This window comes from Curtobacterium sp. LFS079, assembly GCF_047977865.1.
Taxonomy (GTDB): Bacteria; Actinomycetota; Actinomycetes; order Actinomycetales; family Micrococcaceae; genus Arthrobacter.
Genome location: NZ_JBFPFO010000003.1, coordinates 323,888 through 347,500 on the forward strand (window position 1 = coordinate 323,888; position 23,613 = coordinate 347,500).

A 23,613-nucleotide genomic window follows, 5' to 3' on the forward strand; every position below is an offset into this window, starting at 1 on the left:
GGATCATGCCCACCACCGCCAAAGCCTATGTGGCGCATTCGCCCACCGAACCTCTTCAGCCCGGGACTATCGAACGTCGCGAACCCGGCGACTTCGAGGTTCGGATTGCCATCAAGTTCACGGGGATCTGCCATTCCGACATCCACACCGCACGTGGCGATTGGGCGGGGGTCCGCTACCCCGTAGTGGTGGGCCACGAAATCGCCGGAATCGTGGAGTCCGTCGGATCCAAGGTCTCGCGGCACGCTGTGGGGGACCGGGTAGGCGTGGGTTGCTTCATCGACTCATGCCGCAATTGCGTCAACTGCCTGGCCGGCGAGGAGCAGTACTGCCTGGCCGGGTCGGTGGGCACGTATAACTCTGTCGGCCGGGATGGCCGGCCGACGGCCGGAGGCTACAGCACCAGCATCGTTGTCGATGAGAACTACGTCCTCAAGATTCCTGATGGCATTTCATTGGACGCCGCAGCGCCCCTGCTGTGTGCAGGCATCACCATGTACTCGCCCCTCCGCAATTGGAACGCCGGGCCGGGGAAGCGCGTGGCGATCGTGGGGATGGGTGGACTGGGCCACATGGGCGTCAGGATCGCGGCCGCGATGGGCGCCGAAGTAACAGTGCTGAGTCAGTCCCTGAAGAAAGAGGAGGACGCCCGCCGTCTTGGTGCCACGCACTATTACGCCACCTCCGACCCCGCCACATTTCACGTCCTGAGGGGACACTTCGACCTGATCATCAACACGGTCTCGGCCAATATCGACGTCGACGATTTCTTGTCCCTCCTTGCCCTGGACGGCACGCTGGTGCTCGTCGGCCTTCCGAATGAGCCGCTGGCGCAAAGGGCCTGGTCGTTGGCGAGTTTCCGGCGGAACCTGTCCGGTTCCAAGATGGGAGGCATCCGGCAGACCCAGGAAATGCTGGATTTCTGCGCGGCCAGGGAACTTGGCGCGGAAGTGGAGATCGTGCCGGCCGGCAAGATCAATGAAGCCTACGAGCGCGTGCTCGCGAGTGACGTGAGGTACCGCTTCGTCATTGATGCAGGGACGTTCTAAGCCGACCCTGGGTTACCGCGGGCGGAGCTTCCTGGTTATGCCTGCTCGTGCGGCCGGAACGGGTCCACGAGCTCGGTAAGCCAGGGGCGGTGCCCGCGGTGGAACGTCACATCGTCCGGCAAACCTTTCACCGATGCCATGGAATTGTTGATGTCTATCGTGACCCGGCCACGGCCCACCGGCGCATTGGAGATGTGCAGGTCGCCGAAGAACTCCGGCAGGACCGGATCCATCCACAGACCTCCACGGGATACGTGCACGTCGTAGCGCATCAGGCTGGTCACCAGCATGATCGGGGTAGTGGCCGCCCAGGCCTGCGGAGAACAGGCCGTGGGGTAGGGCACGGGCTGTGCGAACAGTTGCCTGTCGAAGCCACAGAACAATTCGGGTAGCCGGCCGTCAGTATGTTCGGCCGCCTCCAGCAAGGCCGTGGCGATCCGCTGCGCCTCCTCCACAAAGCCATAGCGCATGAGGCCGGCAGCGATGACCGCGTTGTCATGCGGCCAAACAGATCCGTTATGGTAACTCGCGGGATTGTAGGCCCCCATGTCGCTGGCGAGGGTTCGGACGCCCCAGCCGCTGAACATTTCCGGGGACATGAGGCGTTCAGCCACCAGCGGGGCCTTGTCGGCATCCACGATTCCGAACCACAGGCACTGCCCCATGTTCGAGGCACAGGCATCCACAGGGCGCTTTTGACGGTCCAATGCGATGGCGTAATAGCCCCTGTCTGGCAGCCAGAACTGCTCGTTGAACTGTTTCTTCAGCCTTTCCGCGCGTTCGGTGAGCTCGGTACCCAGGGCGGCGTCGCCGGCGTCGAAGGCAATCCAGGCGCGTGCCATGTAGGCGTCATAGACGTAGGCCTGCACTTCGCAGAGCGCAATCGGCGGCTCTGCCATGGTGCCGTCGGCAAAGTTGATGCCGTCCCAGGAGTCCTTCCAGCCCTGGTTGATCAGCCCGTGGTCATTGAGGCGCTGGTATTCGACAAAGCCGTCGCCGTCTTTGTCTCCGTAGTCCCGGATCCAGGCCAAAGCACGGTCGGCATGCGGCAGGAGGCCGGCAATTGTCTCCGAAGCGAATCCCCAGCGGCTCACCGAACCGAGCACGCTGACAAACAACGGCGTGGCGTCCACGCTGCCGTAGTAGGCGGATTTGCCTCCGAGGGCCAAGCCGCTGGAGACATCCAGCCTCACTTCGTGCAGGATTTTGCCGGGTTCCTCTTCGCTCATGTCGTCCACCACTTTGCCCTGGTGGTTCGCCAGTGTTTGCAGGGTGCCCAAGGCGAGGGAAGGGTCAACGGGCAGCGACATCTCAGAGGCCCATAGTGAGTCACGCCCGAACAGGGTCATGAACCATGGTGCGCCTGCTGCCACGACAACATGCTCGGGATGTGCCGGATCCTCAATCCTCAGCGCGCCAAGGTCGTCATAGCTGCGGCGCAGGGTTCGTTCAATGGCATGGTTGCCCATGTGTACCACGGGGATTTTCGCCACCCATTCCTGCCGTCGGAGGTCCCGGGGTGATAGCCCGCCTGCCTCAGGATGCATGAAGGGGGCCAGCGAGTCCTTTCCTTCCGCGGCCGGTACGACTGTCAGCGAGGTGGTCCAGTGGCCCTGCCGGGGCACCACCATCCGATACGTAATTGCGTCGGGTCCGACGTCGGCACCGGGTGCCGTGACGATGACCTCCTTGCTGATGCCCTCCCAGAGGCCGCGAATAGTGAGGGAGACGCCGGCCGGCTTCCGGACGTCATCCCAACGGCGCTGCAACCGCGCTTCCTTCACCTCGAACAGATCGGCGAAATCCGCGTCCACTCCAATGCGTACAATGCATTCGACCGGGTTCAGGGAGAAGTTTCGGATGGTGATGTTCTCCAGGAGTCCGGCCCCCACTTCCCGCAGCCGTTCCACAATGAGCGGACTGTCCGCGTACCCGTCGGAGCGGGGGATCCTGCCCACAAACAACGCCCGGTAGGGTTCTTTGGTTTCAGCGGCCAACGGTTCCAGGGACTGGCCGTTCACAGTCAGGCTCCAACAGGAAAGTATCCGCGTGTCCTGAACGAAAAGGCCGTGGGGATGTCCCGGCTGCATATCCCCGTTGGATAACGAGATACAGAAGGAAGATCCTTCCACCAGCGTCACCGCGCCGCTCCCCAACGGTCCTGCGGCAGTGTCGGCATTCCATCCGGCCATCGGTTCCTCCAGCTGAGGTGGTCTTGCGGCAATCACTTTGCTCCGACGTGCCGTCCCTGCCCCGTTCGCTTGGATAAGACGGTACGCCTCAGCAACCGCAGGCACTAGGGGCCGATCCTTGCCGGCCACCCGGCGTAAACCGCCATGCGCCACCAACACTCTTGTGCCTAAGCTGGCAGCGTGGAGCAGCAGGCCAGGGGGACCTCACACAAGGGACGCCGGAACGCCCAGGGCCCGGACGATCCTGCCGGGTCCGGACCCGGCGCTGCCCACTCCCGCACGGCCCACACCGACACAGCCCGTATCCTCCGGCAGGCCGCCGGGCTCAAGGATTTCTCCCGGCGCAGCTTCCTGATCGGCGCCGGCGCGGCGGGAGTCCTCGCCACGGACATGTTCATCACCCGGCAGATCCAGGCCGAGCGGCGCGTCACGAAAATCCTGACGGTGGATGACGACTTCGCCAAAGCGTACTTTCCCGACGCCGCGTGGATCCTCTTCCCCGGATACAAGACCAGCTGGGAAGAGGCGCAATGGATCCTCAACTCCCTGCGGAATGCGCTGCGGCAGCGGGGCCAGCTGGCCGCCGTCGGGTACTCAAACCTCGGCCTCGAGGTCGACGAGGTGACGGACGCCGTCGTCGCCTATGTCCAGGAACGCAAGCTGCGCAAGCTTTACTTCTACGGCCACAGCTTCGGTGGCATGCTCGCCACGGAAGTGGCCACGCGGCTGCGTGAGTGGCACGGGATAGCGGTGGAGTTCATCCTGCTCGACTCCTCCCCGTACAGCAAATACGACGTCCTGGACCAGAGCTGGTTCGACGGTGTCGTGTTCCTGTACGAGAGCGGCTTCCGGGTTCCGTCGGTGCTGCGCGGAGGCTACGAGCTGGGGGAGCGGGTGGTCCATAAGAACGAGCGCAGCTGGCGGCAGATCTGGGACCAGACCCTCGAACAACTGACACCGATCGCTCCATCCAGCGTGCTGATCCAGAGCGAGTCGGCCTACATCTACCATTTCGACGCAACGCGTTTCGTGGACCGGCTGGGGAAGACCAAAATGGCCTTCATCGGCAACGCGCGCGACACCACCGTGAACTACGAAACAGCGCGGGCGGGTTGGGCCCGGACGTTCTGGAAGAACATGGCGTCCGACAACCTCCGGACCGACGGCGCGCTCCCGGCCCACGCCAGTCCGCAGTGGAGCCCCTTCGTGTACCGGCCCATCATCCAGACGCTGGAGGACGAGCTGTTTCCGCTGCCGGGAGCGGCAGGGCGGGTGACGGCGTACTGAGATTCCGACGACGGCGGGCCCGCCTCAGGTTCCGGTGCCGCGGAGGGCGTCGAGTTCGACGGCGGTCAGGCCGGCGTCGCGCAGGTAGCCCGCGGCGTCGCCGAATTCCCTCTCGAAGCCCGCCAGGAAATGCCGGATGGCCCCTTCCGGGGATTGCAGCAGCATGTGCTCAGGGCTGAAGGCCTGCGGTGGAAGGGCGGGGACCGCGACTCTCCAGGTTTCTGCCATGATGGCCAGCAACTGGGGCAGGGCGGCGGTGGTGGCGGTGTAGTCGGCCACCACAACCTCCGGGTTCGTGCCGACCGCCAGCAGGGCCAGCGCCGAAATCACGCCGGTCCGGTCCTTGCCGAGCGAACAATGGATGAAAGCGGGGCCGTGTGCCGCGGGCCGGAGGGACGCTGCGACCCAGGCCGGGCCGGTGCGGACCCAAGCCAGGTACAGCTCGCCGAGTTCTTCGGCCGTGGTCACGCGAGGAAGCCCCTGCGGGGCCGGATCGAAGGGATTTTCCAGCAGGTCGACGCCGTTCCCCGGGACCAGCTGCCACGGCAGGAGGTCGCGTTCCCGGCCGCTGCGCAGGTCGACCACCGTGCGGATGCCGTGCGTCGACAGAAACTCCGCGGTTGCGGACGCGTCCATCCCGAAGGGCTGGCTGCCCCGCACGAGCCGGCCGCCCAACAGTGGCCGCAGATTCAGCACCGCCATGGCCCTGCCCCTAGATCTGATCCTTGAGTTCGGCCACCGAGCTCAGCACCTGGTTGGGCCGGAACGGGAAAGCCGCGATTTCCTCGCGCTGGGTGATGCCGCTGAGCACCAGGACGGTGTGCAGGCCGGCTTCCATTCCCGCGATGATGTCGGTGTCCATGCGGTCGCCGATCATCGCCGTGGTTTCGGAATGGGCGTCGATCCGGTTCATCGCGGAGCGGAACATCATCGGGTTCGGCTTGCCCACAATGTACGGTTCACGGCCCGTGGCCTTGGAGATCATGGCGGCGATGGCCCCGGTGGCCGGAAGCGGGCCGTCCTTGGAAGGTCCGGTGGCGTCCGGGTTGGTGGCGATGAACCGTGCTCCGCCCAGGATCAGGCGCACGGCCGTGGTGATCGCCTCGAACGAATAGGTGCGGGTCTCGCCGAGCACCACGAAGTCCGGGTTCTGGTCGGTGAGGATGAAGCCTGCTTCATGGAGCGCCGTCGTCAGGCCCGCCTCGCCGATCGTGTACGCGCGGTTACCGGAGTCCGAACCCTCCACCTGGTCCTTCAGGAACTGGGCGGTGGCCAGGGCCGAAGTCCAGATGTTCTCCTCGGGAACTTCCAGACCGGAAGAGCTCAGCCGGGCGGCGAGGTCGCGCGGAGTGAAGATGGAGTTGTTGGTCAGCACCAGGAAGCGCTTGGACGTGTCAACCCAGCGTTGGATCAGTTCGGCTGCGCCCGGAATGGCCTGGTTCTCGTGGACCAGGACCCCGTCCATGTCCGTCAGCCAGCATTCGATCTCGTGTCCGTTGCGGTACGGATGGGACTTCTTCGGTGCCTCGCTCGCATTCGCCATGCTTCTCCTTGGGTTCGGGCTCTTTCCTGGCTCAAGTCTTTCATTCCCGGGGTGGGTAGAGGTACCCATGACGGCGGGCGAAACATACCGGCGGACTCCTCTAGGCTGGGCGGAGGCGTCCCGATGAATCCGTCGAAGGGCGCGGTTTCGTGCAGGGGGGCACGTGCCAGCTCACGGTCCGGACTCCCCGTCCCCGATCCGAATGGATCACCCCGAAAGGACGGCCCATGAGCAGCAATTACGGTGGCGGCAACAACGGAGCTCCCCAGTGGCCCGGCCAGCAGTCTCCACAAGGACCTCCCACCCCGCCGCAACCGGAGTATCCGGTTCCGCCGGCGCAGTACCAGCCGGTTCCGCCGGCCCAGCCGGGCCAGTACCAGTCGGCCCAGCCGGCCCAGCCGGGCCAGTACCAGTCGGCCCAGCCGGCCCAGTACCAGTCGGTTCCGGTTCCGCCGCAGAAAACCTCCAGCGGCAAGACCCTGGCCATCGTGCTCGGCTCTGTGGCCGCCTTGGTGATCGTCGCCCTTGTGGTCGTCTTCGCCTGGATCGTGCCTTCGCTCAGCAAGCCAGGACCCGCGCCCAAGCCGGACACGGTCGCAACGGAAACGGCCCCGGCTCCGGAGGCATCGACGTCGGATGCTGCTCCTTCCTCCACCACCCCGGCCGACGCCATCCCGCTGCCGCCGGGCTGGGAGGAACTGCAGGGCCCCAGTGATGTTCCCGCCGACGGCGACCCCGCCTACGGGAAGTTCGTCACGGGGGAGTCGTCATTGCAGCATTTGAAGTCCTGGAGCTACGACGGCACCTTCGGCATCTCCAAGGATCCCGAAACCGGCGAAGAAATGCAGCAGGTGGCCCAAGGCACGGAGGAAAAGGACGCAGACGGCATCTCGATTGCCTTTGCCTTCTTCGCCGAAAGCCAGGAGGGCAAGTACGGCAAGGATCCGGAAAAGGTCAAGGCGGCCATCACGGCCACGGAGTCCAAGCTCGAGGGCATGTCCGCGACGGAGCTGCCCAAGCATCTGGTGGGCCACAAATGCGCCTCCGACTTCCAGTCCAGCAAGCCCGAAATGCGCGAATTCCGCCGCGGCATAGCCGTCGTGGTCGGATTCAGCTGCAAGACTGCAGCAGGCGAAGACATCCAGGCGGTGAACCTTTTCTCGGTGACCCCCTGGGGTACCCCGCAGATGGTGGGCGTCAGCGGCCACAAGAGCTACTGGGATGCGCACCCGGGTCTCTTCACCAAGCTGGCCAACAGCTACCGCGTCAACAAGTGGAAGCTGGGATAGGGTCCCCGCTCCGGGGCCGGTGGAGGGGGACCCTGCAAGCTAGTCTTGTCGGGTGACTGAACACCCCCAACACCCGGCCCCGCCCGCGCCCCCATCCGGGGAAGAGACCGAAAAGGCGGAGGTCGGCGTCGGGCCCTGGGAAGGTACTTGGCCTGAGGGTGACCACTGGGACCCGGACCTGCTGGCCGACGGCGACCGGCGCAACGTCGTCGACAAGTACCGGTACTGGAAGCACGAGGCGATCGTCGCGGACCTCGACTCGAAGCGGCACGACTTCCACATCGCCATTGAGAACTGGCAGCACGACCTCAATATCGGCACCGTGGTGCGCACCGCGAACGCCTTCCTCGCCAAGGAAGTCCACATCATCGGCCGGCGCCGCTGGAACCGCCGCGGCGCCATGGTCACCGACCGCTACCAGCACATCCGGCACCACCCCACGGTGGAGGATTTCGTGTCCTGGGCGCAGGGGGAGGGCCTGGCCATCATCGGCATCGACATCTTCCCGGACTCGGTGCCGCTGGAAAGCTACGACCTGCCCCGCAACTGCGTGCTGGTGTTCGGCCAGGAAGGCCCCGGCCTGACCCCCGAGGTGCACGAGGCCGCCGTCGCCACCCTGTCGATCGAACAGTACGGCTCCACGCGATCCATCAACGCCGCCTCCGCCGCCGCGATCGCCATGCACGCTTGGATCCGGCGCCACAACTTCGGCCAGCGCGTCACGGGGACCTAGCCACCCCCACCGAGTTGGCATTTGACGGCAGTGTTTCGCGGAAACACTGCCGTTAACTGCAAACTCGGCGGGGGCCTTCGGGGCGGAGCTGTGGATAACGTCACCGGGCCCGTGGGAAGCGGCAACAATGGGGCATGCGACGGGCTCCCCTTCCTGATTACCTGGTCACGGGTTCCTTTTCGCTGCGATCCTCGGACAAAGCCGGAATCACCCGGACCCGGACCGCGGCGAAGGATCTCGTGACCGTTTCGCGCGGCATCAGGGTGCCGATCCACTCCGAGGCGAGCGGCGCTGCAGCCCTGCGCGGCTACACCGACGTGGACGACGACTCTTTCCTCGCCCTGTACTCGGCGGCCAGGATCTGGGGACACCCGCTTTCCGCACGTCGCAGCGGAGATTGGCGGATCCACATCGCGCGCCGGCGGGGGCACAGCTTTCCCCGCCGGGCCAACGTGGTGGGTCACGCGCTGACGCTGCTGCCGGACGAAGTGACTGAGTACGACGGCGTTCGCCTCACCACGCCTGCCCGGACGTGGCTGGACCTTGCGGCAGTACTGACAGTCGAGGAAACCGTCGCTGCCGGTGACTTCCTGGTGTGCTGCCATGGACCGGAATTTCCCGTGCCGAGGGAGGCGGTCTGCACCATGGAAGAGTTGCAGGACATTGTCGGCCGGCACCCGGGCATGCGCGGGATACGAACGGCCCGCGCCGCTTTGGAACTGATCCGAGTGGGGGCAGACTCCCCGCCGGAAACCCGCATGCGCCTCGCTCTCATGAATGCCGGCCTGCCGGAACCGGAGTTGAACCACGTTCTGTGGGGAGTCCATGGCAACCCTGTGCTTTGGCCGGACGCCGCCTACCCCGAGTGGCGGATTGCGATCCAATACGACGGGAGCCCGCACGCCGACGGCCGGCAGCACCGGCGCGACATTCAACGCCAGGAAACGACGGCGGCATACGGCTGGCTCGAGGTGCGGGTTTCGCAGGACGAGCTCGACGGCGAGCGGCCCGCCGTCGTGCGAAAAGTCCGGAGGGCGCTGGAAAGCCGAGGCTGGCAAGCGAGTTGACACGTCACGGCAGTGTTTAGCGGCAACACTGCCGCGAAGTGCCAACTCGGCGGGCAGCGCGGCGAGTGTTACCGCGGGGTGACCCGAAGCACGCCCTGTTGTGGGATCTGGCTAGGATGGTGCCTAGCCGTAAGCGGTCTGTTTCAGGGTCAGCACACCCATAGACGAAAACACAGCATAGGAGTCACCATGCCCATTGCAACCCCAGAGATTTACTCCGAGATGATCGACCGCGCGAAGGCCGGCGGCTACGCGTTCCCGGCGGTGAATGTGACGTCGTCGCAGACCCTCAACGCTGCGATCCGTGGTTTCGCTGAGGCTGAGTCCGATGGCATCATCCAGGTCTCCACCGGTGGCGCTGCGTACTGGTCCGGTGCCTCCGTGAAGGACATGGTTGCCGGTTCCCTGGGCTTTGCTGCGTTCGCCCGCGAGGTGGCGAAGAACTACAACGTGAACATCGCCCTGCACACGGACCACTGCCCGAAGGACAAGCTGGACGGTTTCGTGCTGCCGCTGCTGGCCGCGTCCGAGGCCGAGGTGAAGGCCGGGCGCAACCCGATCTTCAACTCGCACATGTGGGACGGTTCGCACGAGGCGCTCGGTGAGAACCTGCGCATCGCCCGCGAGCTGCTGGAACGTGCCGCGGCCGCGAAGATCATCCTTGAGGTCGAGATCGGCACGGTCGGCGGCGAAGAGGACGGTGTGGAGAACGAGATCAACGAGAAGCTTTACACCACCACCGAGGACGCCCTGGCCACCATCGAGGCACTCGGCACCGGTGATAACGGCCGCTACATCACCGCCCTGACCTTCGGAAACGTACACGGCGTGTACAAGCCGGGCGGCGTGAAGCTGCGCCCGGAACTGCTCAAGCAGATCCAGTCCGAGGTCGGCGCCAAGATCGGCAAGGACAACCCCTTCGACCTGGTCTTCCACGGCGGTTCGGGTTCCTCCGACCAGGAGATCGCGGACGCTGTGTCCTACGGTGTGATCAAGATGAACGTCGACACGGACACCCAGTACGCGTTCACCCGTCCGGTGGCCGGGCACATGTTCTCCAACTACGACGGCGTGCTGAAGGTCGACGGCGAGATCGGCAACAAGAAGGCCTACGACCCGCGCGTCTGGGGTGCTTCGGCTGAGGCCGGCATGGCCGCCCGCATCATTGAATCCGCACGTCAGCTCGGCTCCGCAGGCAGGACCTTCTAAGTCATGTCCGACGAATTCCGCAAGAATCTGCTCGGTCCGGAACCCACGCTGCTGCCTGCCGAGTCCGAGGTGTACCAACACCTCGCGCTCGGCCAGGAAGCTGTGGACCTGGTGGCCAAGAACCCCACGTCCTCGCTGCTCTGGGCAATCCTCGCCGAGGAAGCGTGGGCCGAGGGCCGCACCATCGAGTCCTACGCGTATGCCCGGGTGGGCTACCACCGCGGCCTGGACTCGCTGCGGCGCAACGGCTGGCGCGGCGTCGGCCCCATCCCGTGGGAACACGAGCCGAACCGCGGATTCCTGCGGGCGCTGTACGCGCTGGGACGCGCTTCGGCGGCCATCGGCGAAGCCGATGAGCCCGAGCGGATCGAGAAGTTCCTCAACGACTCCGATCCCACTGCGAAGGCAGCGATTGAAGGCTAGGGCAAAAGCAGAACGAACGACGGCGCCCCGCACCAAGAAGGTGCGGGGCGCCGTCGCGTCTTAACGCCGTCGTCGTCCGCGGTACCTCAGCCTTACCGGAGTTCGCGCCGCAGGATCTTGCCGGAGGCGGACTTGGGGATCGCGTCCAGGAAATCGACCTGGCGGACCTTCTTGTGCGGCGCTACGCGCTCTGCGACGAAGGCCATGACCGCCTCGTCGTCCAGACCGGAGCCGGCTTGCCGCACCACGAACGCTTTGGGGACCTCCTGGTGGTCCTCGTCGTAGGCGCCCACCACTGCCGCGTCCGCGATCTCCGGGTGCGTGAGCAGCACGGCCTCCAGCTCCGCGGGCGGGATCTGGTACCCCTTGTACTTGATGAGCTCCTTGAGCCGGTCCACGATGCCGACGACGCCGGTGACGGACACCGTGGCGATGTCGCCGGTGTGCAGGAAGCCGTCCGCGTCCAGGGCCTCCGCGGTGGCCTCCGGCAGGTTGAGGTAGCCCAGCATCACGTTGGGCCCGCGGCAGAGCAGGTGCCCGGGCTCGCTGACGCCCTCGGCCGGCGGGTCGATGTCCTCGCCCGTCATCAGGTCCAGGATCCGCATGTCCATGTTCGGGATCGTGTAGCCGCAGCTGCCCAGGGGAACGCCTTCCGCCGAGCGGGGGATCAGGTGCGAGACAGGGCTCATCTCCGTCATCCCGTACCCCTGCAGCATCCGGCAACCGATCCGTTCGGCCACCGCGTGGCCCAGTTCCTCGTCCAAGGGTGCCGCGCCGGAGAGGGCAGTGTGGACGCTGGAGAGGTCGTACTCCGCCACGAGGGGGTGCTTGGCCAGCGCCACCGCGACAGGTGGTGCGATGAAAAGATAGCTGATCCGGTGCTCCTGGATGATGCGAAGGAACTCGGCCAGCTCGAACTTGGGCATGGTCACCAGGCTGGCCCGCTCCGCCAAGGCCAGGTTCAGCAGCACGGTCATTCCGTAGATATGGAAGAAGGGGAGCAGCGCCAGCAGCCGGTCCTGCGGGGTCACCTCCAGGAGGGCACGGATCTGCTGGACGTTCGCCACGAGGTTGCGGTGCGTGAGCATGACGCCCTTCGGCGAGCTGGTGGTGCCGGAGGAGAAGGGCAACACAGCCAGGTGGGTGGCGGGGTCGATGCTCAGCTCCGGGGCGGGGTGGGCCGCCTCCCGGATGTCCGCGTACGACGGATGGCCCGGCGCGCCGTCGATGATCACCAGCTGCTCCGGCGGGATGCCCGCCTCAGCCGCGGCGGCCTCCGCCCGTTCCAGGAAGGGGGAGATGCTGAAGAGCCAGGTGGCGCCGGCGTCCCGGAGCTGGCGGGCCACTTCCTCGGCGGTGTAGAGGGCGTTGATGGTGGTGGCTGCGGCGCCGGCGCGCAGGATGCCGTGGAAGACCGGCGCGAAGGCCGGGATGTTGGGGGAGAAGAGCCCCACCACGTCGCTGGGCCGCACGCCGTGGGCGGCCAGATAGCCCGCCACGGCGCCGATGTTGGTCACCAGGTTGCGGTAGGTCCCCTCGGCGCCGGTGGTGCCGTCCACCAAGGCCACACGGTCCAGGTCCTCCGGGCGGAGCCCGCCGAACAGATACTCGTGGACGCTCACGTCCGGGATGTCGACGTCGGGGTATGGGCTGCTGAACATGGTGCCAGATAACATCCGGAAGCGACTCCGGCGCAAGGGGTATGGAAGCAGCGCCCCGCCTAGTCCAGACCCATGGCCTGGCGGACCTCCACAACCACGCGGTGCATCGCTTCCTCGGCCTTGTTCGTATCCCCGCGCGAAACGGCGGAGGCAACATCTTCGTGCGCCTTGAGCGCGGCCTCCTCCGGCCGGAACGGCATGAGTCCCTGCTGGGTGCGGCTGGTCAGCACCTCGGCCACCATCTGGTCGATCGCGGCGAACATCTCGTTGCCGCTTGCGTGCAGCAGGAGGCGGTGGAAGGCGATGTCGACGGCGAGGAAACCCTCCAGGTCCCCGGCCTCGCCCAGGCGCCGCAGCTCCGCGGCCATCGCTCCCAGTTCTCCGCGCTGCGCGTGCGTGGCCCGGCGGGCGGCGGCCGCGGCGGCAATGGGCTCGACGGCGATGCGCAGCTCGGTGAGGGAGGCGTACTGGGCTTCGCGGCGGGTGGAGGCCAGGCGCCAGTGGACGACCTTGGGGTCGAAGACGTTCCAGTGCAGCGGGTCCTGGACCACGATGCCCACCCGGCGGCGGGAGTACACGAGGTTCATGGATTCCAGGACGCGCATGGTGTCCCGAGCGACGGTACGGGAGACGCCGAATTCCTGTTGCAGGTCTTCGAGGGTGAGCCGGGATCCGGGGGCAAGACGGCCGGAGGCGATCGATTCGCCGAGGGTGTCCAGCATGCGCTGGTGGAGGCCGCCGCCTTCCGCTGTCACCGTCGACATGTCCCGCCCTTCCCGCGCTGATTACTCCCAGCCTAGGGCCTTCGGCGTAAAAGTATGACCAAAAGCACAATAGGTACTACCAGTGCACTATCAATGGTGCTATCTTTTTCTGGAACGCGGCGCATCAGCGCCACCCGAGCTTCTTCGGAAGCCAACGACGTCTTCCTGCGGAGGTAGGGCAATGGAGTCATCTGCAATCCACGTGGTCGTCATGGGCGTTGCCGGCGCAGGCAAGTCCACGATTGCCGAGGCACTCGCGTCGGCCCTTGGCTGGGACATGGCCGAGGCCGACCGTTTCCACCCGTCGGCCAACATTTCGAAAATGGAGGGCGGCGTTCCGCTCACGGATGAGGACCGCTGGCCCTGGCTGGGCAGCATCCGCGACTGGATGACGTCCAAGGCGAAGGCAGGCAACAGCACCGTGCTGACCTGCTCGGCCCTCAAACGCGGCTACCGCAGCCTGCTCTCCGAGGCCGAGGGCCGCGTGGTCTTCGTCCACCTCGACGGCAGCCCGGAACTTCTCGCCGAACGCATGGGCGGCCGGGCAGGGCACTTCATGCCCACCACCCTGCTGCCCAGCCAGCTCGCCACCCTCGAGCCGCTCACGGCCGAGGAATGCGCGGCAGGAAGCGTCCGACTGGACATCGCACAGGACCCGGGCACCCTGGTGCGCGCCGTCGTCGACGTCCTTGCGCTGCAGGCCGCCTGAACTGCAAGCCGCTTGCGCTGCAGGCCGCCTGACCGACAGCGCAGCCTGACCGCAGACCCCTTCCCCCCAACAACCGCAGCCCGCACATCGCGGCACGCCCCGCCGGCGCAACCGGCGCAGTCCGGCGCGCCCCGGCACGGGCTGATGAACCCTGCCTGAGGAGGCACCATGACCACCATCGAAGGATGGACCCAAACCCTCGGCGCCGGGCCGCTGCTGCTTATCGCGGCTGCCGCCATCGCCGTCCTGCTCGTCCTGATCATCCGCTTCAAGATGCACGCCCTGCTTGCGCTGATTACTGTCAGCCTTGCCACGGCCTTCGCCACCGGCATCCCCGCCGACAAGGTGGTGGGCGTCCTGGTCGGCGGCTTCGGCACCACCCTGGGCACCGTTGCCCTGCTCGTCGGCCTGGGCACCATGCTCGGCCGCATTGTCGAGACCTCCGGCGGAGCCAAGGTCCTGGCCGACTACCTCATCAAGCTCTTCGGTGAGAAGCGTGCGCCCTTCGCGCTTGGCCTTGCCTCACTTATCTTCGGTTTCCCGATCTTCTTCGACGCCGGTCTCGTGGTCATGCTGCCCGTGGTGTTCGCTGTGGCGCACCGTCTCGGTGGCGGCGTCCTGCGCTACGGCCTGCCCGCCGTCGGCGCGTTCTCGGTGATGCACGTCTTCCTGCCGCCCCACCCGGGACCGGTATCAGCCTCCGCGATCCTCAACGCAAACGTCGGCCTCGTGACTTTCGTCGGCCTCATCGCCGCGATCCCCACCTGGTACCTCGCCGCGTACCTCTACGGCCTGTGGACCGGACGCAAGCTCGTGCTGCCGGTACCGGAAATCCTCGGCCACGCCTCCGCCGACGCCGAGGCCCACCCGCCGCGCTTCCGCACCGTCGTCGGCATCCTCCTGCTGCCGCTCGTGCTGATCTTCATGAACACCGGCCTCAACACCCTGGCCACCTCCCACCTCCTGCCGGACACCGTCAAGGACCAGCAGTGGTTCCAGATCCTCCGCGCCCTCGGCGACACCCCCGTGGCCCTGCTGATCTCGGTATTCGTCGCCGCCCTGGTGCTGGGCATGCGCCGCGGCATCCACGGCACGGTGCTCGAAAAGCTCCTTGAGTCCTCCCTTGGCCCGGTCTGCTCGGTCATCCTCATCACCGGCGCCGGCGGCATGTTCGGGGCCGTGCTGCGCACCTCCGGCATCGGCAAGGCCCTCGCCGACGTGCTCGGCGGTGCCGGCATCCCCGTGATCCTGGCCGGTTTCATCATTTCCGCCGTGCTGCGCATCGCCCAGGGCTCTGCCACCGTTGCGCTGACGACGGCGGCGGGCCTCATCTCCCCGGCGGTCGCCGAGGCGGGACTCAACGGCCTCCAGCTGGCCGCGCTCGTAGTGGCCGTGGCCGCCGGTTCGGTGGTGGTCTCGCACGTCAACGACGCCGGATTCTGGCTGGTCGGCCGCTTCATGGGCATGGACGTGAAGACCACCCTGGCAACCTGGACCGTAATGGAAACCCTGATCGGCGTGGTGGGCTTTGGCATCGCGGCGGTGGTGTTCACCGTCGCCGGAGCCGCCGGATAACGCGTCTGGAACGAGAAAAGCGGCCGGCACCAAAGGTGCCGGCCGCGCTTTGCTTATGTCCCGCCGTCGGGCATGATGCCGCCATGGAGAAACGCGAGTCGTCCGCTGCCGCCGTTGCCGCTTTCGAGAACCTGGGCGCCGATCTGCTCGACGCCGGGGTGGTGGCGGGCCGGATGTTCGGTGCCCGTTCACTGCTGCTGGACAAGAAGGCGATCGCCTGCCTCAACGGGGACACGGTGGCCTTCAAGCTCGGCCGCGACACCCCGGAGCATGGACGGGCGCTCGCGCTGCCCGGGGCCGTGCTCTTCGATCCTTCGGGCATGGGCAGGCCGTTCAAGGACTGGGTCGAGGTTCCGATCTCGGCCGCGGGGGAATGGCCGGCACTGGCGGACGCCGCGCTCGCGAACGCCCGCCAGTAGTGCTCTAGGCGATTACGACGCCGGCACCCGGGCAGCTGCTGCGTCCTCGCTGGGGTAGATGGTCTCCAGCGGGGCGCGGTTGGTGGCCTTGGCCCAGGGGTAGTAGACCAGCATGGTCACCGCGATGCCGACGATCCAGGAGATGTCCGCGCCGCCCAGCAATTCCGTGACGGGGCCCGTGTAGAGGGCCTGGGCGAGGAACGGGATCTGGACGACGACGCCGATGCCGTACGACACCAGGGCCGCGGCGTTCCAGCGCCCGTAGCGGCCGTTCGGGTCGTAGAGGGCAGGGATGTCCAGGCGGTCGCGGGACACCTTGTAGTAGTCCACGAGGTTGATGACGGACCACGGCGTGAACACCATGAGCAGCATCAGCACGAAGTTCTTGAAGACGTTCAGGAAGTCCTTGCTGGCGAAAAGGGCGATCAGCACGCTCGCGCCGATGACCACCAGGATGAAGGCGATGCGGGCCGCGCGGGAAACCGTGTCCCGGCGGTTGATGGCGGTGCCGATCGTCACCGAGCACATGAAGGCACCGTAGGCGTTCAGGCAGTTCACCGTGAGCTTGCCGCAGACGATCATCAGGTAAATGAAGACCGCGATCAGCCCGCCGCCGGCGAGGTCGCCCATGTAGCCCACCTGGTTCTTCAGGAAGTCCCCGCCCAGGTGCGCAGCGGACAGGCCGCCGGCCAGGGCGCCGATGGTCATGGCCCACTGGGCGCCGCCCACGGAACCGGCGAAGGTGTACCAGAAGGTCCGGCGCTCGCTGGTGTCCTGGGGCAGGTACCGGGAGTAGTCCGCAACGTAGGGGCCGAAGGTCAGCTGCCAGCCGGCGCCCAGCGCGATGGCGGTCAGGAAGGTGGGCCATTCGAAGCCCTTGAGCAACATGATCTGGCCGACGTCGTACTTGGTCAGTACCGCGAAGGTCAGGTACAGGAATCCGGCCAGGCCCAGCACGGTGGCGATGCGGCCCAGGGCGTGGATGTATTTGTAGCCCAGGATGGCCAGCAGGGCGGTGGCGGCACCGAAGATCAGGATCCCGACGGCGGGAACGTTGACGCCGAGGATCAGGTTGATGGCCTGCCCGGAGAGCACGGTTCCGGTGGATGCGAAGCCCACGTACATCAGGATGACCAGGACCAGCGGGATGACTGCGCCGTACACGCCGAACTGCGCACGGCTGGAAATCATTTGCGGGAGGCCGAGCTTGGGGCCCTGCGCCGAGTGCAGCGCCATGACGATGCCGCCGAGCACGTTGCCCGCCAGCAGGCCGATGATGGCCCAGAACGCGTCGGCGCCGAAGACCACCGCGAGGGCGCCGTCCACGATCGCGGTGATCTGGGCGTTGGCGCCGAACCACAGGGTGAACTGGGACTTCGGGTGGCCGTGGCGCTCGCGGGACGGGATCATCTCGATCGACCGTGCCTCGACGGCGCTGCTTGGTGCTGCTGCCATGGTCTTACTCCTCATGCTGAACGGGCATGTTCCATGTCACAGCAATCGCGGCCCCGGAACAATGGAATGCGGAGCCGTGGTGTCTCGGGTCCCAGACATCTTCGGCGTGTCGCCGGACGGCTCCAAGAACCTGCCATGTCCGCCCCGCCCGCGGCCGGCACCGGCGCCGGTTCCAGGTGCGGGGTCATGACACGGTATAAAGGGGCCGGATCGGCTAAACTTGGCTGGTAAGAGCCCCGGAACTCTTGCCCTTCCTGCCCATGAATCTTTGTTGAAGATCGTGGACAGGGCCAGGCTTCGGGGCGTTCTCATGTACGGCGCCAGGCGCGGTTCCCACCCGCTTGCCCGAAAGAATGGGGGAGGATCCCATGCCCGCTATCGTGATCGTCGGAGCCCAGTGGGGCGACGAAGGCAAAGGCAAAGCGACCGACCTGCTCGGTGGCCGCGTTGACTACGTGGTCAAGCCCAACGGCGGCAACAACGCCGGGCACACCGTCGTCGTCGGCGGCGAGAAGTATGAGCTCAAGCTCCTTCCCGCCGGCATCCTGAGCCCCAACGCCATTCCGATCATCGGCAACGGCTGCGTGGTGAACCTCGAGGCCCTCTTCCAGGAAATCGACGGCCTCGAAGCCCGCGGCGCGGACACCTCCCGCCTGCGCGTTTCCGCCAACGCCCATTTGGTGGCCCCGTACCACCAGGTCCTGGACAAGGTCACCGAACGCTTCCTGGGCAGCCGCGCCATCGGCACCACCGGCCGCGGCATCGGCCCGGCCTACATGGACAAGGTGGCCCGCCTGGGCATCCGCGTCCAGGATGTCTTTGACGAGTCGATCCTGCGCCAGAAGGTGGAAGGCTCCCTGCGCCAGAAGAACGAACTCCTGGTCAAGGTCTACAACCGGCGCAGCGTGATCGTCGAAGAAATCGTGGAGTACTTCCTCTCCTTCGCCGAGCGCCTGCGCCCGCTGGTCATCGACTCCACCCTGGAGCTGAACAACGCCCTGGACGAAGGCAAGGTGGTGCTCATGGAGGGCGGCCAGGCCACGTTCCTGGACGTCGACCACGGCACCTACCCCTTCGTGACCTCCTCCAACCCGACCGCCGGCGGCGCGTCCGTCGGTTCGGGCATCGGCCCCACCCGCATCTCGCGCTCCATCGGCATCATCAAGGCGTACACCACGCGCGTCGGCGCCGGCCCGTTCCCCACGGAACTCTTCGACGAGATGGGCATGTACCTGCAGAAGACAGGCGGCGAGTTCGGCGTGAACACCGGCCGCCCGCGCCGCTGCGGCTGGTACGACGCCGTCCTGGCCCGCCACGCTTCCCGCGTGAACGGCTTCACGGACTACTTCGTCACCAAGCTGGACGTACTCACCGGCATTGAGCAGATCCCGGTCTGCGTCGCCTACGACGTCGACGGCGTCCGCCACGACGAAATGCCCATGACCCAGACCGAGTTCCACCACGCAGTGCCGATCTTCGAGTACTTCGACGGCTGGACCGAAGACATCACTGCCGCCAAGACCCTGGAGGACCTCCCGGAGAACGCCCGCAACTACGTGCTGGCGCTCGAAAAGCTCTCCGGCACCCGGTTCTCCGCGATCGGCGTCGGCCCGGACCGCGACCAGACGATCGTGCTGCACGATCTGATCGAGGACTAAGGGCTTTTAGCCACGTTCGACGGCGGCGGGCCACCCGGGGTTTCGATGGAACCCCGCGGTGGCCCGCCGCTGTTGTGTGGCGCCTCGCGTTGACCCTGCAGATCAGGCGGGCTGTACGGCTTCAACCCCGCCTGATCTGCAGGATCAATCTCACGACGGCATGCCAGCCTGTGGATAACGCAAGTGCCCGAGCCCGCATCCGTGAGACTCGTTCTGTGAGCAAGGCCAGTCCCCTTCCTGAAACTTTGGCGTTGCGCTCCTTTACCTTGAGCGAGGGGCTCGCAGCGGGACAAACGCAGAATCGGCTGAAAGCCAAGGACCTAAGGACGCCCAGCCGGGGAATCAGGGTTCCCGTCGGAACGGCACAGCGCCTCGCGGAAAGGGTCAGGCCGTACTTGCTGCTTTCCACCGGCGCTGTCGCCAGTGACAGCACCGCTGCCAGGCTGCTAGGAGCCCCGTTGCCGAAGGAACTGGAGGAAGAAGCCCGGCTGCATTTGAGCTCATCCTCGAAAACCGGGCCGCGGCGCAAGCACGTCGTGGGGCACAGCCGGACCTTCGAACCGGAGGAAGTAACACTGTTGGACGGCATTCCCGTGACGTCACCGGCGAGGACCTGGCTGGACCTCGCGTCGGTGCTCTGCCTGGATGACCTCATAGTTGCCGGAGATTTCCTGGTGTGCACCCACGAAGACCGCGGCTTCGGCAGATCCGGCCCTCCATTGATTTCGTTGGAAGGACTGAACCTCTACATTTCCAGGAAGCGCCGGGTTCCCGGCCTCGTCAAAGCGCGAAAGGCGCTTCCGTATTTGCGGGTGGGCGTGGACTTCCCACAGGAGACCCGGCTGCGCTTGATGCTGCAGACCGCGCAACACCTGCCACCCTTCCGGGTCGACTACCCCGTGTCCTCGGACGACCATGCGTTTCCGAGATGGGTGGATCTTGCTTGTCCCGAATTCCGGACATGCATCGAATACGAGGGCGCCCATCACCTCACTCCCTTGCGGCAGGTGGCCGACAAAGGCCGGGACAGTTTCATGGTCGACTGCGGCTGGAACCAGGTGAAGATCTACGCCAGGGACCTGGAGCTGGGCGCCGAATGGGTGGTTCCCCAAGTGGAAGCCGCACTCCGTCGGGGAGGATGGCGGCCGCCGTCGTGAGATTCATCCTGCAGATCAGGAGGGCTGCACGGCTTCAACCCCGCCGGAACTGCAGTATGAACGGCGCAGGGGACAAACGAGCGGTGCCCCAGCCCCAGCGCTCCCCTACAAAACAGCCCCTGAACTGGGAAAACATCCGCTCCGAAAAAACTTTGGAATCCGCGTAACCCTTTGGGGGGCCGGGACGATTACTTCAGTGAACGGGCCGAGCTGGAATCTGTCCCCCATCATGTTCCAGCTCGGCCCTTCGTTTTGCCTGCAAACAGGATGCCGGCCGGTCCGGAGGTGTGTCTTGGGCTGTTTACGCGGGGCGGTTAGGCTGGGGTGAGTGCCCACAGTCTGTCCGACGGGACAAGCGCGGACAACGGCAGAGAACCTTGCACCCACCGAAAGCACCTGAACCGTGACCGACGCCCTGACCGACGAAGCGTTGCAGGCCCTTCAGGGCAATGACGCAGAGCTGTTCAGTGCCGTGTATCAGGCATTTGCGGGGCAAGTTTTGGGTTATCTCAGCGCCAAGGGCGTGAATGATCCCGAGGCCGTCACGCAGGACGTTTTCCTTGCGGTGTTGTCCCGGATTGAAACCATTTCGGGCGGCGTCAAAGGTCTCCGAACGTTCGTGTTCTCCGTGGCCCATGCCCGGATGGTCGATGACCACCGCAGGCAGGGCAGGTCCCCGGAGCACCAGGAGTTCGAAGTCGAACGGGATACCAGGGAGGTCCTGTCGGCCGAAGCCGAAGCGATGGGCCGGGTAGCTCCGGGGGAAGTGTTGGCACTGCTCGGGTTCCTCCCGGAAGAGCAGCGGGAAGTCCTGTCGTTACGGATCATTGCGGGCCTGACGGTCGAGCAAGTTGCCGAAATCATGGGGAAAAGCCAAGGTGCAGTGAAGCAGTTGCAGCGGAGGGCGTTGAACACGCTCCGCGAACACTCGGCAGTAAAGGAATATGTGGCGCCATGACGCGTTCCAGTACGGATCGTGAAGACCTCCTCTCTGAGCTCATGCTCGACGCCGGGTTGCCCGGTGATGCGCCGCTCAAGGCCGCCCTCGAATCCATCGCCGGTCTCTCGGCGCTGCCCGCCCCGGCTCCCCGCGGCGACCTTGCCGCTCTGCTCGCTCCGTCCGCAGCCCCCGACGGCGGTTCGGCCCCCGACGGCGGCACGGACCCCGACGACGAGCTCGCCAGGCGCCGTCGCAGGAAGTGGCGGCCCGCCGTCGTCGCCGGTGCGGTAGTCACCGCCATGGGCCTGGGGATTGGAGGCGTTGCCGCCTCCGGCAGCCTCAGCGGTAACTCCCCGGAGTTCGTTGAAGGGCTGATCGCAGCTTGGGCGCCGCAGTGGAACTCTGCACCGCCATCCCTCGTCCCGGCTGCGCCGGGTCCCGACGCCCCGACGGTGACTTTCGTCCCCACGCCTTCCATTCCTCCTGCGGTGGAGCCTCCACGGACCGCCGCACAGCCGGAAGCCATCCCCCCGGCCACCGTGCCCGCCGCGGCTTCTTCTGCGGCGCCGGCCGGGAAGGCCGCGGACGGTAAGAAAACGCGTGAGCAAGCGGCCCATGGCAAAGCGGCCCATGACAAAGCAGGGAAGGCCCGCGCGGGGAAAAAGGAAGCTTCCGGTGCCCGAGGTGAAGACCGGCCGGGCGGCCGAGGCTGGAAATCCGCCAAACAGCGCCCGGCGTAGGCTGGAGGCATGACCCACCTAAATGATCCGGCTGTCGTTGAACGCCTCATGCGCACCAAGGGACGCTGGGCGATCGTCGGTCTGAGCAACAATGAGTGGCGCTCCGCTTACGACGTTGCCCTCTATGTCCGCGACCGCATGGGCATGGAAATCATTCCGGTGAACCTGCGCGGCGAAGACGTCCACGGCGAAACCGGCTACAAGACCTTGGCGGACATTCCCGCCGAAAGGCAACCGGTCGACGTCGTGGACTGCTTTGTGAACTCCAACCGTGTGGGTGCGGTGATCGACCAGGCGATCGCGGCCGGCGCCAAGGCGGTATGGCTGCAGCTCGGGGTCAACGACGACGCCGCCGTCGAACGGGCGGAGGCTGCAGGACTGGACGTGGTGGTCAATACCTGTCCCGCCCGCGAAGGCTGGCATTACGGTCTGTAGCCTGCACTAGGCTCGGACCATGGATGCAGCCACCCTCCGCCGGATCTGCCTGGAATTCCCGGGAGCCTTCGAGGACTTCCCCTTCGGCCCGGAAACCTCGGTGTTCAAAGTCCGTTCCGCTGTATCCGGCGGTGCGGCCCAGGGTGCGAAGTTGTTCGCGCTCTCCGCGCTGGACGCGGAGCCGCTGACGGTGAACCTGAAATGCGAACCATCGCTGGCCGCGCAACTGCGCGCGGCGCACCCTGAGATCACCGGTGCCTGGCACATGAACAAGACCCACTGGAACGGTGTGCGGCTGGACGGGAGCCTGCCGGACACCATGATCCGGGACATGGTGGAGGACTCCTACGACCTCGTGGTGGCCGGTCTCAGCAGGAAGCAGCAGGAGCAGCTCGGGTGGGCGCGTCTCGCCGGCAAGTGATCTGCCGCGGCGTGGGCCTGTCGGATAGATTGAGAGTGCGCAACACCATTCGATGCCTTCGACGCAATCGGGAGCGGCCAGATGCTGGAGCAAAGAACACTCGACGAGTTGTGGATCTTCGAAGATCCGGCTTTGTCGGAGGCCCGCTTCCGGGAAGCCATGCAGGACTCCCGCTTTGACGATTTCGAGCGATTGGAACTGGCCACCCAGCTAGGGCGCGCCATCGGGTTGCAGGGCCGCTACGAAGAAGCCGATGCCCTGCTGGACTCGATCGACACCCAGGAGGAACCCACTCTGGCGGTCCGGGTTCTGCTGGAGCGCGGGCGGCTGCTGAATTCCTCCGGGCATCCTGCCATGGCTGTGCCGCTGCTCGAACAGGCCGCGGAGCTCGGCGACCACCTCGGCGAAGAGTTCCTCACGGTGGATGCGCTGCACATGCTCGCGATCGCCGACTCCGGTCACCAGGAATCATGGACCCGCAGCGCGCTCGAGTACGCCTCCGCCGTCGACGATCCGCGCACCAAGCGCTGGATGGTTTCGTTGCATAACAACCTCGGCTGGGCGCTGCACGACGACGGCCGGCGCACCGAAGCGCTGGTCGAGTTCCAGCTCGCTGAGCAATGGGCGGAACGGGTCGGTACTCCGCAGCAGCAGCGTTGGGCACGAGAAGCCATCGATGAGTGCGAAAGGTCGCTTAGCGGACGGTCCTGAGCTGCGGTTTCTTTGATTTTGAAGCCTCCCCGGGGGTCCCGGAGGCGCTTCGTGGCTAGATCACGTTTTGACAAAAGTTGATTGAAACTAGCCAGAAATATTGATTTCCGATCACTAGTGGTGAATTATGTCACACGAGGGTGGCGCTGCTTTGGCGCCTTCCAGCCGATCCGAAA

At 65.9% G+C, this 23,613-nt stretch carries 23 protein-coding genes; 17 read left to right on the plus strand and 6 right to left on the minus strand.

Going from position 1 to position 23,613, the window contains the following annotated elements:
• Positions 1-5: 5 nt before the first annotated feature.
• Positions 6-1,049 carry an NAD(P)-dependent alcohol dehydrogenase gene (locus ACNQPB_RS07430; RefSeq protein ID WP_498750427.1) on the plus strand — a complete coding sequence of 348 codons (1,044 nt, stop codon included), beginning with the start codon at positions 6-8 and terminating at the stop codon, positions 1,047-1,049.
• A 35-nt stretch (positions 1,050-1,084) separates the two neighbouring features.
• On the opposite strand, the gene ACNQPB_RS07435 is transcribed toward ACNQPB_RS07430, so the two are convergent.
• Positions 1,085-3,241, minus strand: coding sequence for an amylo-alpha-1,6-glucosidase (locus ACNQPB_RS07435; RefSeq protein WP_498750429.1), 2,157 nt, complete (start codon positions 3,239-3,241; stop codon positions 1,085-1,087).
• 303 nt (positions 3,242-3,544) lie between these two features.
• Between ACNQPB_RS07435 and ACNQPB_RS07440 the strand changes: the two genes are divergently transcribed.
• Entirely contained in the window at positions 3,545-4,528 is a 984-nt protein-coding gene (locus ACNQPB_RS07440) for an alpha/beta fold hydrolase (RefSeq protein WP_498750724.1), read from the plus strand.
• A gap of 24 nt (positions 4,529-4,552) precedes the next feature.
• On the opposite strand, the gene ACNQPB_RS07445 is transcribed toward ACNQPB_RS07440, so the two are convergent.
• Positions 4,553-5,230, minus strand: coding sequence for a tyrosine-protein phosphatase (locus tag ACNQPB_RS07445; protein ID WP_498750431.1), 678 nt, complete (start codon positions 5,228-5,230; stop codon positions 4,553-4,555).
• 10 nt (positions 5,231-5,240) lie between these two features.
• On the minus strand, positions 5,241-6,071 hold the full coding sequence (locus ACNQPB_RS07450) for an HAD-IIA family hydrolase (RefSeq protein WP_498750432.1): 831 nt from the start codon (positions 6,069-6,071) through the stop codon (positions 5,241-5,243).
• 227 nt (positions 6,072-6,298) lie between these two features.
• On the opposite strand from ACNQPB_RS07450, the gene ACNQPB_RS07455 reads away from it, so the two are divergent.
• From ACNQPB_RS07455 to ACNQPB_RS07475, 5 genes are all read left to right on the plus strand, one after another.
• Positions 6,299-7,360: a hypothetical protein gene (locus ACNQPB_RS07455; RefSeq protein WP_498750434.1), complete on the plus strand. Its 1,062-nt coding sequence runs from the start codon at positions 6,299-6,301 to the stop codon at positions 7,358-7,360.
• A 52-nt stretch (positions 7,361-7,412) separates the two neighbouring features.
• On the plus strand, positions 7,413-8,093 hold the full coding sequence (locus ACNQPB_RS07460) for a TrmH family RNA methyltransferase (protein WP_498750436.1): 681 nt from the start codon (positions 7,413-7,415) through the stop codon (positions 8,091-8,093).
• A gap of 134 nt (positions 8,094-8,227) precedes the next feature.
• Positions 8,228-9,160 (plus strand): endonuclease domain-containing protein, encoded by a 933-nt coding sequence (locus ACNQPB_RS07465; protein ID WP_498750437.1) that lies wholly within the window; start codon positions 8,228-8,230, stop codon positions 9,158-9,160.
• 189 nt (positions 9,161-9,349) lie between these two features.
• Positions 9,350-10,369, plus strand: coding sequence for a class II fructose-bisphosphate aldolase (gene fbaA, locus ACNQPB_RS07470; protein WP_498750439.1), 1,020 nt, complete (start codon positions 9,350-9,352; stop codon positions 10,367-10,369).
• Positions 10,370-10,372: 3 nt separating this feature from the next.
• Positions 10,373-10,792 (plus strand): DUF3151 domain-containing protein, encoded by a 420-nt coding sequence (locus ACNQPB_RS07475; protein WP_498750441.1) that lies wholly within the window; start codon positions 10,373-10,375, stop codon positions 10,790-10,792.
• 92 nt (positions 10,793-10,884) lie between these two features.
• Here ACNQPB_RS07475 and ACNQPB_RS07480 read toward each other — a convergent pair whose 3' ends face one another.
• Together ACNQPB_RS07480 and ACNQPB_RS07485 are read right to left on the minus strand one after the other, a co-directional pair.
• Entirely contained in the window at positions 10,885-12,453 is a 1,569-nt protein-coding gene (locus ACNQPB_RS07480; protein ID WP_498750443.1) for an AMP-binding protein, read from the minus strand.
• Positions 12,454-12,512: 59 nt separating this feature from the next.
• Positions 12,513-13,217: a FadR/GntR family transcriptional regulator gene (locus ACNQPB_RS07485; RefSeq protein WP_426303365.1), complete on the minus strand. Its 705-nt coding sequence runs from the start codon at positions 13,215-13,217 to the stop codon at positions 12,513-12,515.
• 181 nt (positions 13,218-13,398) lie between these two features.
• On the opposite strand from ACNQPB_RS07485, the gene ACNQPB_RS07490 reads away from it, so the two are divergent.
• The 3 genes from ACNQPB_RS07490 to ACNQPB_RS07500 all read left to right on the plus strand — a co-directional run bounded on the left by ACNQPB_RS07490 (position 13,399) and on the right by ACNQPB_RS07500 (position 15,920).
• Positions 13,399-13,926, plus strand: coding sequence for a gluconokinase (locus tag ACNQPB_RS07490; RefSeq protein ID WP_498750445.1), 528 nt, complete (start codon positions 13,399-13,401; stop codon positions 13,924-13,926).
• Positions 13,927-14,094: 168 nt separating this feature from the next.
• On the plus strand, positions 14,095-15,501 hold the full coding sequence (locus ACNQPB_RS07495) for a GntP family permease (RefSeq protein ID WP_498750447.1): 1,407 nt from the start codon (positions 14,095-14,097) through the stop codon (positions 15,499-15,501).
• A gap of 83 nt (positions 15,502-15,584) precedes the next feature.
• Positions 15,585-15,920, plus strand: coding sequence for a hypothetical protein (locus ACNQPB_RS07500; protein WP_498750449.1), 336 nt, complete (start codon positions 15,585-15,587; stop codon positions 15,918-15,920).
• A 12-nt stretch (positions 15,921-15,932) separates the two neighbouring features.
• On the opposite strand, the gene ACNQPB_RS07505 is transcribed toward ACNQPB_RS07500, so the two are convergent.
• Entirely contained in the window at positions 15,933-17,375 is a 1,443-nt protein-coding gene (locus ACNQPB_RS07505; RefSeq protein WP_498750451.1) for a purine-cytosine permease family protein, read from the minus strand.
• Between the two features lie 368 nt (positions 17,376-17,743).
• On the opposite strand from ACNQPB_RS07505, the gene ACNQPB_RS07510 reads away from it, so the two are divergent.
• The 7 genes from ACNQPB_RS07510 to ACNQPB_RS07540 all read left to right on the plus strand — a co-directional run bounded on the left by ACNQPB_RS07510 (position 17,744) and on the right by ACNQPB_RS07540 (position 23,437).
• Positions 17,744-19,033 (plus strand): adenylosuccinate synthase, encoded by a 1,290-nt coding sequence (locus ACNQPB_RS07510; RefSeq protein WP_498750452.1) that lies wholly within the window; start codon positions 17,744-17,746, stop codon positions 19,031-19,033.
• Positions 19,034-19,491: 458 nt separating this feature from the next.
• Positions 19,492-20,190, plus strand: coding sequence for an endonuclease domain-containing protein (locus ACNQPB_RS07515; RefSeq protein ID WP_498750454.1), 699 nt, complete (start codon positions 19,492-19,494; stop codon positions 20,188-20,190).
• Positions 20,191-20,593: 403 nt separating this feature from the next.
• Entirely contained in the window at positions 20,594-21,148 is a 555-nt protein-coding gene (locus tag ACNQPB_RS07520) for an RNA polymerase sigma factor (RefSeq protein WP_498750456.1), read from the plus strand.
• Complete coding sequence (locus tag ACNQPB_RS07525) at positions 21,145-21,870, plus strand: hypothetical protein (protein ID WP_498750457.1); 726 nt, start codon at positions 21,145-21,147, stop codon at positions 21,868-21,870. Before ACNQPB_RS07520 ends, ACNQPB_RS07525 begins: the two co-directional genes overlap by 4 nt.
• Before the next feature lie 9 nt (positions 21,871-21,879).
• The gene (locus ACNQPB_RS07530) at positions 21,880-22,305 is read left to right on the plus strand and encodes a CoA-binding protein (RefSeq protein WP_498750458.1); all 426 of its coding nucleotides are present in this window, start codon (positions 21,880-21,882) and stop codon (positions 22,303-22,305) included.
• Positions 22,306-22,324: 19 nt separating this feature from the next.
• The gene (locus ACNQPB_RS07535; protein WP_498750460.1) at positions 22,325-22,726 is read left to right on the plus strand and encodes an MmcQ/YjbR family DNA-binding protein; all 402 of its coding nucleotides are present in this window, start codon (positions 22,325-22,327) and stop codon (positions 22,724-22,726) included.
• Positions 22,727-22,807: 81 nt separating this feature from the next.
• On the plus strand, positions 22,808-23,437 hold the full coding sequence (locus ACNQPB_RS07540) for a hypothetical protein (RefSeq protein WP_498750462.1): 630 nt from the start codon (positions 22,808-22,810) through the stop codon (positions 23,435-23,437).
• Positions 23,438-23,613 lie beyond the last annotated feature (176 nt).